General features: G+C 54.2%; 15 protein-coding genes and 1 tRNA gene. All 16 read left to right on the top strand.

Going from position 1 to position 14,135, the window contains the following annotated elements; all coding sequences use genetic code 11:
* Positions 1-24 precede the first annotated feature (24 nt).
* Positions 25-885 (top strand): ParA family protein, encoded by an 861-nt coding sequence (locus Q0362_RS00300; protein ID WP_298118439.1) that lies wholly within the window; start codon positions 25-27, stop codon positions 883-885.
* A gap of 64 nt (positions 886-949) precedes the next feature.
* The gene (locus Q0362_RS00295; RefSeq protein WP_280795353.1) at positions 950-1,711 is read left to right on the top strand and encodes a ScpA family protein; all 762 of its coding nucleotides are present in this window, start codon (positions 950-952) and stop codon (positions 1,709-1,711) included.
* Positions 1,701-2,333: an SMC-Scp complex subunit ScpB gene (scpB, locus tag Q0362_RS00290; RefSeq protein ID WP_298118434.1), complete on the top strand. Its 633-nt coding sequence runs from the start codon at positions 1,701-1,703 to the stop codon at positions 2,331-2,333. Before Q0362_RS00295 ends, scpB begins: the two co-directional genes overlap by 11 nt.
* The gene (locus Q0362_RS00285; RefSeq protein ID WP_298118431.1) at positions 2,317-3,204 is read left to right on the top strand and encodes a pseudouridine synthase; all 888 of its coding nucleotides are present in this window, start codon (positions 2,317-2,319) and stop codon (positions 3,202-3,204) included. Before scpB ends, Q0362_RS00285 begins: the two co-directional genes overlap by 17 nt.
* Positions 3,204-4,292: a prephenate dehydrogenase gene (locus Q0362_RS00280; RefSeq protein WP_298118428.1), complete on the top strand. Its 1,089-nt coding sequence runs from the start codon at positions 3,204-3,206 to the stop codon at positions 4,290-4,292. Before Q0362_RS00285 ends, Q0362_RS00280 begins: the two co-directional genes overlap by 1 nt.
* The gene (gene cmk / locus Q0362_RS00275; RefSeq protein WP_298118425.1) at positions 4,292-4,960 is read left to right on the top strand and encodes a (d)CMP kinase; all 669 of its coding nucleotides are present in this window, start codon (positions 4,292-4,294) and stop codon (positions 4,958-4,960) included. The genes Q0362_RS00280 and cmk overlap by 1 nt, the downstream gene beginning before the upstream one ends.
* A gap of 20 nt (positions 4,961-4,980) precedes the next feature.
* The gene (der, locus tag Q0362_RS00270) at positions 4,981-6,507 is read left to right on the top strand and encodes a ribosome biogenesis GTPase Der (RefSeq protein WP_280795316.1); all 1,527 of its coding nucleotides are present in this window, start codon (positions 4,981-4,983) and stop codon (positions 6,505-6,507) included.
* 9 nt (positions 6,508-6,516) lie between these two features.
* Positions 6,517-7,014 (top strand): NUDIX domain-containing protein, encoded by a 498-nt coding sequence (locus Q0362_RS00265; RefSeq protein WP_298118417.1) that lies wholly within the window; start codon positions 6,517-6,519, stop codon positions 7,012-7,014.
* A gap of 27 nt (positions 7,015-7,041) precedes the next feature.
* The gene (locus Q0362_RS00260; protein ID WP_298118414.1) at positions 7,042-7,647 is read left to right on the top strand and encodes a TMEM175 family protein; all 606 of its coding nucleotides are present in this window, start codon (positions 7,042-7,044) and stop codon (positions 7,645-7,647) included.
* A 70-nt stretch (positions 7,648-7,717) separates the two neighbouring features.
* Positions 7,718-7,794, top strand: a tRNA-Pro gene (locus Q0362_RS00255).
* An 85-nt stretch (positions 7,795-7,879) separates the two neighbouring features.
* On the top strand, positions 7,880-9,208 hold the full coding sequence (locus Q0362_RS00250) for an MFS transporter (protein WP_298118411.1): 1,329 nt from the start codon (positions 7,880-7,882) through the stop codon (positions 9,206-9,208).
* The gene (locus tag Q0362_RS00245) at positions 9,183-9,560 is read left to right on the top strand and encodes a DUF2200 domain-containing protein (RefSeq protein ID WP_298118408.1); all 378 of its coding nucleotides are present in this window, start codon (positions 9,183-9,185) and stop codon (positions 9,558-9,560) included. The genes Q0362_RS00250 and Q0362_RS00245 overlap by 26 nt, the downstream gene beginning before the upstream one ends.
* A 130-nt stretch (positions 9,561-9,690) precedes the next feature.
* Entirely contained in the window at positions 9,691-11,421 is a 1,731-nt protein-coding gene (locus Q0362_RS00240; RefSeq protein ID WP_298118405.1) for an amidohydrolase, read from the top strand.
* 28 nt (positions 11,422-11,449) lie between these two features.
* Positions 11,450-12,973, top strand: a complete 1,524-nt coding sequence (locus Q0362_RS00235) for an MFS transporter (protein ID WP_298118402.1) — start codon at positions 11,450-11,452, stop codon at positions 12,971-12,973.
* Positions 12,974-13,180: 207 nt separating this feature from the next.
* Complete coding sequence (locus tag Q0362_RS00230; protein ID WP_298118400.1) at positions 13,181-13,759, top strand: carbonic anhydrase; 579 nt, start codon at positions 13,181-13,183, stop codon at positions 13,757-13,759.
* Between the two features lie 80 nt (positions 13,760-13,839).
* Positions 13,840-14,135 (top strand): Rid family hydrolase (locus Q0362_RS00225; protein ID WP_298118397.1); only part of this gene is annotated, 296 nt, incomplete at its 3' end.

Genomic DNA, 14,135 nt, shown 5'->3' with positions numbered 1-14,135 from the left:
CAATCTCACAGTGGGGACACTCGAGTGGTTACGTACAAGAACGGCGTGAAAGTCGGCCCAACTGGACGTCCCTTGAAAGACTTCCCCGTTCCTGAGCCACTTGCTTCTCACGGTCCTGCACGCATCATCTCCATGTCCAACCAAAAGGGTGGCGTGGGCAAGACCACCACGAGCATCAACCTGGCTGCAGCACTTGCTGAATACGGCCGTAAAGTTCTGGCTGTGGACTTCGACCCACAGGGTGCTCTCTCTGCAGGTTTGGGCATTCAAACTCACGATGTTCCCACCATCTACGACCTCATGCGTGGGTCGGTCAAGGACACCAAGGCAGCTATTCAGCACTCCAAGGTCCCTAATTTGGACGTCATCCCCGCCAACATCGACCTCTCTGCTGCCGAAGTGCACCTCATCAACGAGGTTGCACGAGAGCAGATCCTTGCTGGTGTGCTGCGCCAGGTGAAGAACGACTACGACGTCATCTTCATTGACTGCCAGCCTTCACTTGGTCTTCTGACTGTGAACTCTCTCACTGCAGCGCACGGCGTCATTATTCCTTTGGCTACTGAGTTCTTCGCTTTGCGCGGTGTTGCATTGCTCATTGAGACCATCGACAAGGTCAAGGAACGTCTGAACCCTGCCATCGAGCTCGATGCCATTGTTCCCACGATGTTTGACCCCCGCACTCTGCACTCGCAGGAAGTCATGGAGCGCGTTGTGGAGACCTTTGGTGACAAAGTCACCGACACCGTTATCGGGCGCACGGTGAAGTTCCCTGATGCTTCTGTTGCCGGTGTGCCTATTACTGAGTTTGCTCCTGAGCACGCTTCCGCGAAGGCGTATCGCCAGCTCGCTCGTGAACTGATCGAACGCGGTGTCGTCGCTTAGCGAAGCCACCACTGACGCTGTCGACGCACCTGAAGAGGTCGTCGACGGCGGTTTTCGTGTTGCCGTGGGGGAGTTCGAAGGTCCCTTTGACCTGCTGTTAAGCCTGATTTCCAAGCACGAGCTCGACATCACAGAGATATCTCTCAGCGTCGTGACCGACGAATTCATTCAGTACCTCAAGACCTTAGATCTTGAGAAAGAGCTCGACGCTGCCACCGAGTTCCTCGTTATTGCTGCCACGCTGCTAGATCTCAAGGTTGCTGGTCTGCTGCCTCAGGGTGAAGTTGTAGATGCTGAGGACGCTGCTCTCTTTGAAGCTCGAGACCTACTCTTTGCCCGACTGTTGCAATACCGCGCCTTCAAGGACGTCGCGAAGTGGTTCAGTGAGAACCTCGACGCAGAATCAACCCGTCACATGCGCACCGTTCGCTTAGAGGATCGTTTCCGAAAGCAAGTTCCTGAGCTGATCTGGAATACCAGCGTTGATGACTTCGCGGCGTTGGCCATGCTGGCCATGGCGCCACGTGAGATCCCCGTGGTGGGACTCGATCACCTGCACGCACCACTAGTGAGTATTCGTGAGCAGGCAGCCACTGTGGTGACCAAGTTGCGTCAAGGAAAGCCCATGACATTCCGCGAACTGGTTGCAGACGCAGCAGTTGCTGGTGTCATCGTGGCGAGATTCCTTGCGGTGCTGGAGCTCTACCGCCACGCTGCAATTACTTTTGCCCAGGATGAACCCCTGGGAGATCTGACAATCGAATGGACCGCCACTAACTGGTCCGATGAGAACCTCGCCAACTTGGGGGCTGACTATGACCGCTAATGAAGAAATTGTTGAAGAAGTGACAGTAGAAGACGTCGTAGAAGCCACCGTTTCCGAACACGTCCCTGTCGTTGATGTGGAGCGTGCCATCGAGGCGATTCTCATGATTGCGGATGAGCCACAGTCCATGGTCTCTATCGCCACCGCCATGAGTGTCCCCGTCAAAGCCGTCAAGCAGGCCATTGAGAACCTGGTCAACGACTACAACGGTGCCAACGGGGGAGTAGAGCGCGGATTTGAGCTACGTGAAGTGGGTGGCGGCTGGCGTTTGTATGTGCGTGAAAGCTATGACCACGTTGTTGCAGACTTCGTTCTCACCCAAAACCCCACCAAGTTGTCCCAGGCAGCGCTGGAAACTCTCGCAGTCATTGCTTACAAGCAGCCCATTAGCCGTGGTCAGATTGCCCAGATCCGTGCAGTGAACGTGGATTCGGTTGTGCGCACGCTCTTGAGTCGTGGTCTTATCACTGAAGTATCTAGTGACGCAGAGACTGGTGCGATTCTGTATGGCACCAGCGACTTGCTCTTGCAGCAGCTGGGTATCAACTCACTGGATGAGCTTCCGCTCATCTCGCCACTGTTGCCAGACGGCCAGGAAGGCTTCGATGTCGACGCTTCGTAGTGGAGATCCACTACCCGAAGGGCTCAAGAACGCAGACCGTCCTCCGATCGAGGATTGGGATGCTGCTGCCGCCCCTGAAGGTATTCGCATCCAGAAGGTGATGGCTGCAGCTGGTGTTGCCTCACGTCGTGTTGCAGAGAACATGATTGCCCAGGGCCGTGTGGCCGTCAACGGTCAGTTAGTGACCGAGCCAGGGCTTCGTGTTGACCCTGAAGTGGATGAAGTCACCGTGGATGGAATTCCCGTGCAGGTTGACACCTCTAAGCGCTACTTGATTCTGAACAAGCCCGTCGGTGTCGTCAGCTCCATGGCTGACGATCGTGGGCGTCCAGATCTCTCCGATTTCACCCGTGACTACGAAGAGCGCCTGTTCTATGTAGGGCGTTTAGACCAGGACACCAGTGGTTTGCTCATTCTCACTAATGATGGGGACCTCGCACATGTGCTGGCTCACCCGTCCTTTGGTGTGCACAAGACCTATATTGCCAAGGTACGTGGCAAGGTCACTCCACAAACCCTGTCCAAGCTGACCACAGGCTTCGAGCTCAGTGACGGCTTCATTCAGGCAGATAAAGCACGTTTGTTATCTGCTTCGAATAATGGGGACTCTTCCATTGTGGAGATCACGCTCCACTCGGGGCGTAACCGCATCGTTCGCCGCATGCTCAAAGAGGTCGGCCACCCTGTTCTTGAGCTGGTGCGCCGCGCCTTTGGTCCCCTCAACCTCGGAACTCTGCCTGCTGGTCACATGAGGGACCTTACTAAAGTTGAACTGGGTGCTGTGCTCGCACTGTCACGCTCAAACACTGAAGAATTACCCGAATACACCGAGATCGACAACGACGACATGAGCGAAGGAGATGACAACTAATGTCAGATACCAACGCCGTGCGCTTGGACGCCCAAGTCCGTATCGTCGGAACGGGATTACTTGGTGCCAGTATCGGTCTCGCACTGCGCTCGCAGGGGATTGACGTCGCGCTCGCTGACTCTTCTCCTAGCTCGGTGCATCTTGCTTCTGACCTGGGTGCTGGACGCCCAGCTCAAACTGATGACCAGCCCAAAATCATTGTGGTGTGTGTGCCACCAGATGTCACCGCAGATGTCATCGAGGCAGAGCTGAAAGCTTTCCCTGGGGCAGTTGTGACCGATGTGGCCAGCGTGAAGCTTTCACCACTTCACCAGCTACAGGCTCGTGGTGTGGACATCACCCACTACGTGGGAGGACACCCATTGGCTGGCCGTGAACGCGGTGGGGCAATCTCTGCTCGTGGCGACCTGTTTATTGGGCGTCCCTGGGTCGTCTGCCGCGATGAGGAGACTCCTGCGTGGGCTTTGGCGCTCATTGAAGACCTCGTTTTGGACTTGGGTGCCGTACCTATTGAAATGACCCCTGAAGCTCATGACGAAGCTGTGGGCTTGGTTTCACATGTTCCACAGATTGTCTCGAGCCTGATGGCCAAGCAGCTCGAAGGCGCCTCTGACGACGCAGTGCGTCTAGCTGGCCAGGGCGTGCGTGACGTGACACGTATTGCTGCCAGCTCGCCAGAGCTGTGGATTCAAATACTTGGTGCCAATAAAGATTCCATTGTCGGAGTGCTGGAGAACCTCCAGAAGGACCTTCAGCGCGTGACGGATGCTTTGCGTGATGTGAATGCTCCAGGTGCCCGCAAGGTCATTGCCGAAGAAATGTCGGCAGGTAACGCCGGTGTTGCACGGTTGCCCGGCAAACACGGACAGAACAAGCGTTACGCGCAGATTGTTGTGCTGATCGATGACCGCCCGGGACAGTTGGCACAGTTGCTGACAGAACTCGGCGAACTCAACATCAACTTGGAAGATCTTCGCCTAGAGCATGCTGAGGGTGCACAGATGGGAATGGTCGAGTTCTCGGTCGTCCCAGAGGTGCGCGACACCCTCGTGAGCGAACTGGAAAAACGAAACTGGAGAGTGGCCTAATGAGCACCCCCATAGTTGTAGCAATTGATGGCCCCGCAGGAAGCGGAAAATCTTCTGTCTCTAAAGCAGCAGCCCGCAAGCTGGGCTTTGCCTACCTCGACACCGGTGCTGCTTACCGCGCAGTGGCCTGGCACGTTCTCAACGAAACTGTTGATCCTTCTGATGAAGCAGCTGTAATCGAGTCGCTCGAAGAATTTGGTTACCTCATCAGTACCAACCCTGATGAGTACTTTGTTCGTGTCAACGAGCAGGACATCACTGACGCTATTCGTGAGCCTCGCATTACCGATGTGGTGAGCAAGGTTGCCAAGATTCCTGTGGTTCGTCAGTACTTGGGAGACCTCTTCCGCCACATCATGGCCACGACTGACAAACCAGGCATTATTGCTGAGGGACGCGACATCACGACCGTCGTTGCTCCTGATGCTCCTGTGCGAATCCTGCTTACTGCCAGTGAAGAAGCTAGAATGGCAAGGCGGTCTGCGGAACTTCCACAGCAATCGCAAGATCAAACGGCGTCTGCACTGCGTGCCAGGGATGCAGCCGACTCGCGTGTATCTGACTTCATGACCGCCGCCGATGGCGTTGTGACCGTCGATTCGACTGACTTCTCATATGAGCAGACGATTGATGCGGTCGTAGAGGTTATTCGTTCACGCACGTCGTAAGCCGTGCGAAGGAGAAAATAATGGCTGATAACAAGCCCACCGACGAAGAATTCTTCGACGACGAATTAGAACAAGATGGACTTTCCGAGCGTCTGGAAGACCTCGATGAAGAACTAGCCATTGCCCGCGCCGCTTCGCTGCGCGCAGGCCTTGAAGACTATGACTTGGACGAGGAAGACTTCGAGCTTCTCGACACCGTCACTGAAGACCCAGACAAGATCACCTACCTTCCAGCACTTCCTGTGTTGGCAGTTGTGGGACGCCCCAACGTGGGTAAGTCTGCACTGGTTAACCGCATTATCGGTCGCCGTGAAGCAGTTGTGGAAGACACCCCTGGTGTGACCCGCGACCGCGTGAACTACAAGGCAGAGTGGATGGAACGTCAGTTCACACTCGTCGACACCGGTGGCTGGGAACCAGATGCCAAGGGCATCAACGCGTCTGTTGCCGCTCAGGCTGAGGTTGCAATTGATCTCGCGGATGCTGTTCTGTTCGTTGTTGACGGAAACGTCGGTGCAACAGCAACCGACGAGCACGTTGTGAAGCTTCTTCGCAAAACCAAGATTCCTGTTTACCTCTTGGCAAACAAGGTCGATGACGCTCGTCAGGAGCCCAACATTGCGACCCTCTGGTCGCTCGGACTAGGTGAGCCCTACCCTGTTTCTGCTCTCCACGGTCGTGGTGTTGCTGACCTTCTCGACATGGTTATTCCTAAGCTTCCTGCTGTTTCTGCAGTGGCAAAGCAGGAAGTGGGCGGTCCTCGTCGCGTTGCGATTCTCGGACGCCCCAACGTGGGTAAGTCGTCGCTGCTCAACAAAGCAGCCGGTGAAGAACGCGTGGTCGTCAACGATCTTGCAGGAACCACTCGTGATCCAGTTGATGAACAGGTTGAAATTGCGGGCAAGGTCTGGCGCTTCGTCGACACCGCCGGTATTCGCCGCCGTGTTCACTTGCAGCAGGGTGCTGACTTCTATGCAACATTGCGAACCAGTGCTGCACTTGAAAAGGCTGAAGTTGCTGTCGTCATGATTGACGTCACAGAGCCCATCTCTGAGCAAGATGTTCGCATCATTGACTTGGTCCTTGAGTCTGGACGTGCACTCGTGCTTGCTTTCAACAAGTGGGACATGCTCGATGATGATCGACGCCGTTACCTCGAGCGTGAAATTGAACTTGACTTGGCGCACGTTGCCTGGGCACCTCGTGTGAACATTTCCGCTCGCACGGGCCGTCACATGGAGAAGTTGGTCCCAGCTCTCGAGCGTGCTCTTGAGTCATGGGATACCCGTATTCCTACCGGTAAGTTCAACGCGTTCTTGGCTGAACTCACCGCAGCGCATCCTCACCCCCTTCGTGGAGGAAAGCAGCCACGTATTCTCTTCGGTACGCAGTCCTCGACTCGTCCGCCTACCTTTGTTCTCTTCACCACAGGCTTCCTGGACCCCGGCTACCGCCGTTACATCCAGCGTCGCCTCCGTGAGATCTACGGCTTCGAAGGTTCACCCATCAACGTCAACATGCGCGTGCGCGAAAAGCGGAAGCGTTAGTCTGACCCCATGGGCACAATCCCACCCCACCTGCCACCGCCGCATTTACGCGACCCCGGTGACGCGTGGGCAGTGGGACCAGACGGCACCAAGTATTGGGGTGCCTTCGGTGCTGCTGGGCTTCTTGTCTGGCACAAAGATGCCGGCATCCTGTTGCAGCACAGGGCCGAGTGGTCACACCATGGTGGCACCTGGGGGATACCTGGTGGAGCAATCCGTCAAGGGGAAGATGCTGTCGCCGGTGCACTGCGTGAAGCGAATGAAGAAGCCGGTGTTCCTGCAGATCTCGTGACCTTACTCTTCACTGAAGTCCTGGACTTGGACTTCTGGAGTTACACCACTGTCGTTGTGGAATCTTCAGAAGTTTTTGAACCTGTGATGGGGGATAGTGAAAGCGAAGCACTTTCGTGGATAGCACTTGATCAGGTCGACTCTTTTGACCTCCACCCTGGGTTTGCGAAGTCGTGGCCTGCTCTCAAAATCAAGCTAGAAACGTTAGCTGGCTAAAACTGCTTCACAATCTAGAGTTGAGTCATGGCTACTAACCGCGGATTTGATCGAGTTGTCAATTTCTCTGACGCCGTTGTGGCTATTGCCATCACCATTCTTGTTCTGCCGTTGGTCGATGAAGCCAGCAGCATCGGACATGGCAACGTCAACCATTTCTTGATGGGCATAGGCCCTCAGGTTTATGTCTTTGTGCTGAGTTTTGCTGTGATTGCCTACTACTGGTTCTTGCACCACACCTTCTTTGAGCAGCTTCAGCAGGTGGATAGGCGAATCATGCTGTTGAACACACTGTGGTTGTTCGGAATCGTCTTTATTCCGTTCCCCACGGCGTTGATCGTTGACTCCAATGGTCCTGCTGGCTGGGCAACCCTGATCTACATGATGAGCATGCTCTTTCTGGCAATCGTTCAGCTGGCCATGAAAATGTATGTTCTCAAGCACAAAGACTTGTTGGCAGAGGGAACCATCGCTCTTCGCGGATATATCGGATCTCAGATCATTGTCGTCTTGCTGTTTATTGCCGTCATCATTGCGGCAGTCTTCCCGAATATTGGGTTGTGGGCATTGACTCTCTTGTGGACGACTCCATTGTTTGTTGCTCCTGTTAAGAAGCTTCAACGAACTCACTAGAGCGTGCACAAGCACCTATTCAAAACCGATAAGATTAGTAAGTTGTCTTCGTGAGAAATCACACAGATGACGGGCTGTGGCGCAGCTTGGTAGCGCACTTGACTGGGGGTCAAGGGGTCGCAGGTTCAAATCCTGTCAGCCCGACCAAAAAGAAAAGCGGCGGTCTCATGACCGTCGCTTTACTGCTTAAGGCAACCTCAGCTGTGTGGCAGGCGAAGATAGACTCGCATGCGTGACTGAAACCAAACGCCGCTTCGTCGATCTGACGCCGCTCAAGGTTTCTCCCGCTTTCGCCAGACTCTGGATTGGTGCTGGACTTTCTGGCATCGGTGCGCAAATGACCATCATGGCGGTGGGGCTCCAGATCTTCGATATCACCCACAACACCTTCATGGTGGGCCTTGTCGGCGGTATTGCGCTGATTCCCATGCTCTTTGCAGGGCCGTGGGGTGGCATGCTCGCGGACAGTCAAGACCGCCGAACAGTCATCCTGGGTGCCATTACCGTCTCGTTCATTTCAACGATCGGTTTGGTCGCTCTCTCCATCACTGATGCAGGTCTTGAAGCTGATGGTTCTAGTGTCGCTGTGTGGCCGTTTTATGTTTTCACAACCATTAGCGCCATGGCCTACATCATCTCTGGTGCTGCCCGGATGGCGGTCTACCCACGCATTCTCAAGCTGGAAGATGTTCCCAAAGCCAATGCCTTGAGCGGTATTTCCATGGGTATCCAATACACCGTGGGACCTGCACTTGCTGGTGTTTTGGTGGCAACCTCTGGCTTCACTGTCACCTTTGTGGTGGACATGATTCTGATGCTCGCTGGATTCTTCGGTGTCTTTACCCTGCCCAAGATTCCGCCTCTTCATGATGCTGTGGCAAAGGGGTGGGATGGCATTAAGCAGGGCTTAGCTTTCCTGCGTTCTGCTCCGAACATTCGCACCAGTTTCCTCTTCGACATCATCGCTATGGGGCTTGGTCGCCCCTATGCGGTGCTACCAGCTGTTGCTGCCACCGTCATCGGCGGTGGCCCCACCACCGTGGGTATCCTGACGGCAGCCGCTGCGGTGGGGACATTCTCGACAAGCTTGCTCAGTGGGCCCGTGGCTCGAATCAACCGATTCGGGTTGGCCATTGGGCGTGCCATTACTGTCTACGGTGCATTCATCGCGCTGTTCGGTGTGGTGGTGCTGGCGGGTATGTTGGGTGCTTTTGGCAAGGTGGGCAATACCTGGTCAGAGGTCAGTGTGCTGGGCTTGGGACTTGCTACATTGTGTTTTGTGGGAATGGGCGCTTCGGATGAAGTCTCGGCAATCTTCCGCTCGACGATTTTGATGACGGCAGCACCCGATGAGATGCGGGGACGTCTCCAGGGCGTTTTCTACTCGGTAGTTGCCGGTGGACCGCGCCTGGGCGATCTGTTTACTGGACTCATGGCTGTCTCGATTGCACTCTGGGCGCCAGCTCTCATAGGTGGACTGGGCATCATGGTGTTGATTACAGTTCTACTCAGAACAAACCAGAGATTTAGAAACTATGACAACCGGACCCCTGAGCTCTAGGCAGCTTGCGAACATGCAGCGCCTGTTCGCAACGCCCTTTGCGGAAATCTATCCGCTGTATGTCACCAAGGTTCAGCGAAAGAATCGATCTGAGGCAGAGCTTCGTACAGTTTTGTCATGGCTAACTGATCTTGATGGAACACAACTGAATCAGGCAATTGCCTCAGGGGAGAGCCTTCAAGAATTCTTCGCCCGTGTAACCGTTCACCCCAACGTAGTTCTCATTACTGGCAGCGTATGCGGCGTGAAGGTGCAGGAAGTGGAAGATCCACTGATGCGCAATATTCGATTCATGGACAAGTTGGTAGATGAACTAGCCCAGGGTAAGGACCTCGAAAGAATTCTTCGGTAACTCTCGGTGTTTCTGGGAAAAGTATGTGCTGTGCCTCTGGGGTTTTGTCCAAGAACCGCATAGTCTGAAGTTACGGAATTAGACAGATAGTCCATCTGCATTCTGTTGCGTCGAACAAGGAGTAGTTCCCATGGCCGTTGACCTTATTATCAAGGCGTCTTCCATCATTACGATGGACCCTCACAATCCTCGCGTTGAGGCTGTCGCAGTTGACAGCGCAGCTGGAACTATTGCTGGAGTGGGAACACTCGCAGACCTTCAGGCGGCCAATGCAGGTGTCGCAGTAAAGGATCTCGGTGACACGGTATTGATGCCAGGTTTGATCGACCCACACAGCCACCCAGCGCTCAGTGGTCTTTCAACTCAGGAGCCAGCTCACTGGATCGCTCCTTATGTGGGATATCCCACCTATGCAGATGTCACTGCTTACTTCCAGAAGATGGATAAGGAAACACCTGCCGGTGTTCCCCTCATGTTCAACGGCCTGGACCGCATCCTGCATGGCGCACCTGAGTTGACCAACACAGACCTCGATGTGTTCTTCCCCGACCGTCCCGTTGTCGTGATGGATAACTCGGGTCACGAGGCATACTTCAACACGGCAAACATCAAGGCACTCGGCTGGGTAGATGGCAAGCCTCCCGCAGATCCCACCGGGGCAAGCTTTGGTCGCAACGCAGATGGAACCTCTAACGGTCGTGCTTATGAAGTAGCTGCTCTGTTCATTGCTGGTGCACCTGTACTTGCAGCACTGGCACAGCACCCTTTGAAGCCCGTTGCTGAGTGGTACAAGTTGATGTCGACAAACGGCATCACATCGACCTCAGAGCACACTTATCAGGGCAACCAGCTCAAGGCATACATTGCGATGGCAATGGCCCCAGACAGCCCTCTGCGTATCTCGCTGTATCACATGAGCATCGAGGCAGATTGTGATCAGCCAGTTCAGACTCCAATCCCAGAGAACAAGCTCAAGAAGCAGGGAATCAAGCTGTGGGCTGACGGTTCTCCCTGGGTTGGAACTATTGCTGCGTCCTTCCCCTACCTCGATAACGACACCACTCGCAATGCTGCAATCAAGATTGGTCCGGGTGGTGAAGGTGAAATGAACTACACCCGAGCACAGCTTGACCAGATCCTGGACAAGCTGGTTCCCAGCGGATATCAGATGGCTTTCCACTGCAACGGTGACGTGGGTATGGACGTCGTACTAGACGCCTATGAGCACGCTCTCAGCACTCACAACCTTCTCGGCACTGACCACCGCTGGCGTATTGAGCACTTGGGCGCGTGCCGCGCAGATCAGTTTGACCGTGCAGCGCGCTTGGGCGTTGGCCTGTCGATGAGTCCCTTCCAGTTCATCTACTGGGGCGACAAGCTTGACGGTGAAATGTTCCCATCCGAGATCGGTTCACAGTGGCAGTCTGTTGGTGACGCTTTCCGTTCCGGTGCTGTGGTTTCCTTCCACAACGATGGTTCGGTAAGCCCACCCATTCCTCTGCTCAACTGGCAGGCAACCACCACTCGACAGACTGCCTCCGGTCAGGTTCATGGTGCCAACCAGGCAATTAGCTTGGATGACGCCATCAAGGCTCACACCGTCAACGCCGCTCACATGCTGGGCCGCGACCACGAGATTGGTTCTATTGAAGTGGGCAAGCTTGCTGACTTTGCTGAACTCTCTTCTGATCCATATCAGGCAGATCTTCACAAGCTCACCGAGCAGGTCAAGATCTTGGGTACCTGGGTTGGTGGCAAGAAGATTGACCTCGACGCCTTCATGTCACAGATTGAGGCAATGGACCCCACCGAACACAAGGACCTTCCTGCACACGTTCACGCAAGCAAGAAGTGCTGCTAACGCAGCACTGACCGATTAGGTTTCTTTCATGTCTCAGACAACCTCGACCGCAACAAAGGCCGGGGGAGTAACCCTTGCGCTGATTTACTTGGGTTTTGTTGCCGCTATTCAGGGTGCCGATCCCAACATCGCTTCCACAGCGTTGTTATCAGCTGGAAAAGATCTGAATTTTGGGTCGCTGGATGCTTTAGCTGCTTCGGTGAGTACCCTCGCCCTGGCGGCAACAGTCATCACCGTCGGAATGTTGGCAGATCGCCTGGGGCGCAAGAAAGTCATCTTCGCCACAATGCTGCTGGTTATTCTCGGTGACAGCTTGGTCGCCATCTCTCAAGATCCTGTGATGTATATCCTTGGTCGTGCGTTGACTGGTGTGGGACTAGGCGGTGTCTATGGTGCGTCGTTTGCCTATGTGAAGTACTTCGGTGAGAAGTCAAAGGGTGGCCTAGCGGTAGCTCTCGGAACATTCTCCGCCTCGATTGGTTTCTTCGCTCTGGTGATTACCTTTGCTGGATCAACAATGGTAGGTGTGGGATGGCGCGAGGCTTTCTTGGTTATTCCTGCCGTGACTGCTGCTGCGTTGCTTTTCGGTTTGTTTATCTTGCCTAAAGATGAGAAGTACCCGACTCCTGAGCAGCCCTGGGATGCATTGGGCCAGATCATTCTTGGCCTTGCAGTTGTGGGAACTCTCTATGGCATCTCTCACGCTGCCGATAGCTTGAAGTCACCCCTGACAATTGTTCCAATAGTGGTCGGGGTTGGCCTGTTTGTTCTGTTCTACTTCCGTGAACGTTCACAACCAGAAAAGCGATTCTTTCCCATTGTTCTGCTCAAGCACCCCCTGTTCTTGGCTGCCATTGGGGTGGGGTTCCTTTATAACTTCTCAACGGGCTTTGGCTTGCTGTCATTTAGCAACCTTTTTCAGTACCAACTGAATCTCAAGGGACTAGGGCTGTCTTTAGCTCAGCTTCCCTACCTCCTGCTTGCGATTCCGACAGCACTTGTGGTGGGTAAGCTCATCGGCAAAAAGGTCGTAACCGTCCAAATGTCTGCACTTATTGGGGCATTTATCGCGGCGGCCGGTGGTGTTCTCTTCGCCGTTACAGCGTTGAGTTCACCTAAGTCAGTCATGGACTACCTTCCTGCATTGATTGTGCTGGGTATTGCTGCTGCGGTTCCTGCGGTCGCCTATGGTGGCATGATTCTCGACGAAGCAGATCCAGAACACTACGGTGTTGTTTCTTCCTCTCGAAGCACGATTGGTCAGTTTTGGTACTCGCTCGGTCTTGCCTCTTCTGCAGTCGTCATTGACTCTCTTGCTCGACTCTACGTTCAGGAGAAACTTGGCTCCACTGCCTTGCAACAGCTCAACACCTGGTCTGCCTCGGGAGCAAAGCCCACCGACACGTCGGTGTTCCCAACCGCTATTGAGGGATTCACTCAAGGATTTGCAGTGTTGATGATCGCCTACGCCATCATTATGGTGCTAGTCGGTTTTTCTGTCCTTATCCTGGGCAACAAGGCAGACAAGCAAAAGGCAGCAGCCGCCTCGTAACATTTGTGTTGATTACTTCACCAACATGACCTCGGGGAAACCAGAGCCCATGTTTTTACTGGGTTGAGTGCGTAACAAAGTGGTTTATAGCCGTCATATTTATTCGCATTTCGACATAAAGCGACGTAACAATTCAGATTTGATTACCGTTACAGACACCGGAAGAGAACTTCCGGAATTCTTCCAACACTCACGAGGTAAAGAATCATGTCTGTACTGAACGAAGTACTTGCCGCAAACGAGGCATACGCTGCCGATTTCGGCGCTAAGGGTGAGCTCGCTCTTCCTCCCGCGCGTGGATTTGCCATTCTGACGTGCATGGATGCTCGTCTTGATCCCGCAAAGTATGCAGGCTTGAGCGAAGGTGATGCACACGTTATTCGTAATGCTGGCGGACGCGCATCTGACGATGCCATTCGTTCGCTCGTGATCTCCTACAAGCTCCTCGGAACCAAGGAATGGTTCGTCATTCACCACTCGAACTGTGGCATGGAGTTCTTCAACGATGAGGTTATGCGTGGCCTTCTGGCTAACAGCCTCGAAACTGCTGCACTCGGTGCGGAAGGTTTCTATGACGTTGGAACAGGCCCTGGTTCTGCAGAAGCAAAGTACATAGACTGGCTCACTATCTCTGACCAGGCTCAGTCGGTAACCGAAGATGTTGCCCGCATCAAGAACCACCCGCTGGTTCCTGCCGGTATTCCTGTGTATGGCTACATCTACGATGTTGTAACCGGTCGCCTCGTCGAAGTTCCTTCTGCGACTGCAGCAGGTAAAGCTTCATAGTTCTCTTGGTCACAGCTCAGACCGCCCCAGACGGAATGGGGCGGTCTGTTGTTTAACCTCAAGCCAGATATCGTTAATCCATGACTTATGAGCGCACCCTTATTTCTTCTGGATCTGTTTACGAACCCGTAGTTGGTTACTCGCGTGCAGTGCGAGCGGGAGACTTTGTCTTTATCGCTGGAACCACTGCCGGTGCACCTGAAGGTGCAATTGGGGGAACTGACCCAGCTGCTCAGACCCGCGAAATTTTCAAGCGTATTGCTCTTGCTCTCGAGCAAGCAGGAGCCACCTTCGGTGACGTTGTTCGCACTCGCATCTACCTCACCAACATCGCTGACTTTGATGCTGTGGGCAAGGTTCATGGTGAATTCTTCGG

The sequence above is a fragment of the uncultured Aurantimicrobium sp. genome (genome assembly GCF_936931525.1).
Taxonomy (GTDB): Bacteria; Actinomycetota; Actinomycetes; order Actinomycetales; family Microbacteriaceae; genus Aurantimicrobium.
This window is presented reverse-complemented; position numbering and strand designations above follow the sequence as displayed.

Coding starts and splice junctions, on each gene's coding strand:
- Q0362_RS00235 (WP_298118402.1), top strand. CDS start 11,450: ATGTCTCAGACAACCTCGACCGCAACAAAGGCCGGGGGAGTAACCCTT.
- Q0362_RS00280 (WP_298118428.1), top strand. CDS start 3,204: ATGTCAGATACCAACGCCGTGCGCTTGGACGCCCAAGTCCGTATCGTC.
- scpB (WP_298118434.1), top strand. CDS start 1,701: ATGACCGCTAATGAAGAAATTGTTGAAGAAGTGACAGTAGAAGACGTC.
- Q0362_RS00265 (WP_298118417.1), top strand. CDS start 6,517: ATGGGCACAATCCCACCCCACCTGCCACCGCCGCATTTACGCGACCCC.
- Q0362_RS00260 (WP_298118414.1), top strand. CDS start 7,042: ATGGCTACTAACCGCGGATTTGATCGAGTTGTCAATTTCTCTGACGCC.
- Q0362_RS00240 (WP_298118405.1), top strand. CDS start 9,691: ATGGCCGTTGACCTTATTATCAAGGCGTCTTCCATCATTACGATGGAC.
- Q0362_RS00230 (WP_298118400.1), top strand. CDS start 13,181: ATGTCTGTACTGAACGAAGTACTTGCCGCAAACGAGGCATACGCTGCC.
- der (WP_280795316.1), top strand. CDS start 4,981: ATGGCTGATAACAAGCCCACCGACGAAGAATTCTTCGACGACGAATTA.
- Q0362_RS00245 (WP_298118408.1), top strand. CDS start 9,183: ATGACAACCGGACCCCTGAGCTCTAGGCAGCTTGCGAACATGCAGCGC.
- cmk (WP_298118425.1), top strand. CDS start 4,292: ATGAGCACCCCCATAGTTGTAGCAATTGATGGCCCCGCAGGAAGCGGA.
- Q0362_RS00285 (WP_298118431.1), top strand. CDS start 2,317: ATGTCGACGCTTCGTAGTGGAGATCCACTACCCGAAGGGCTCAAGAAC.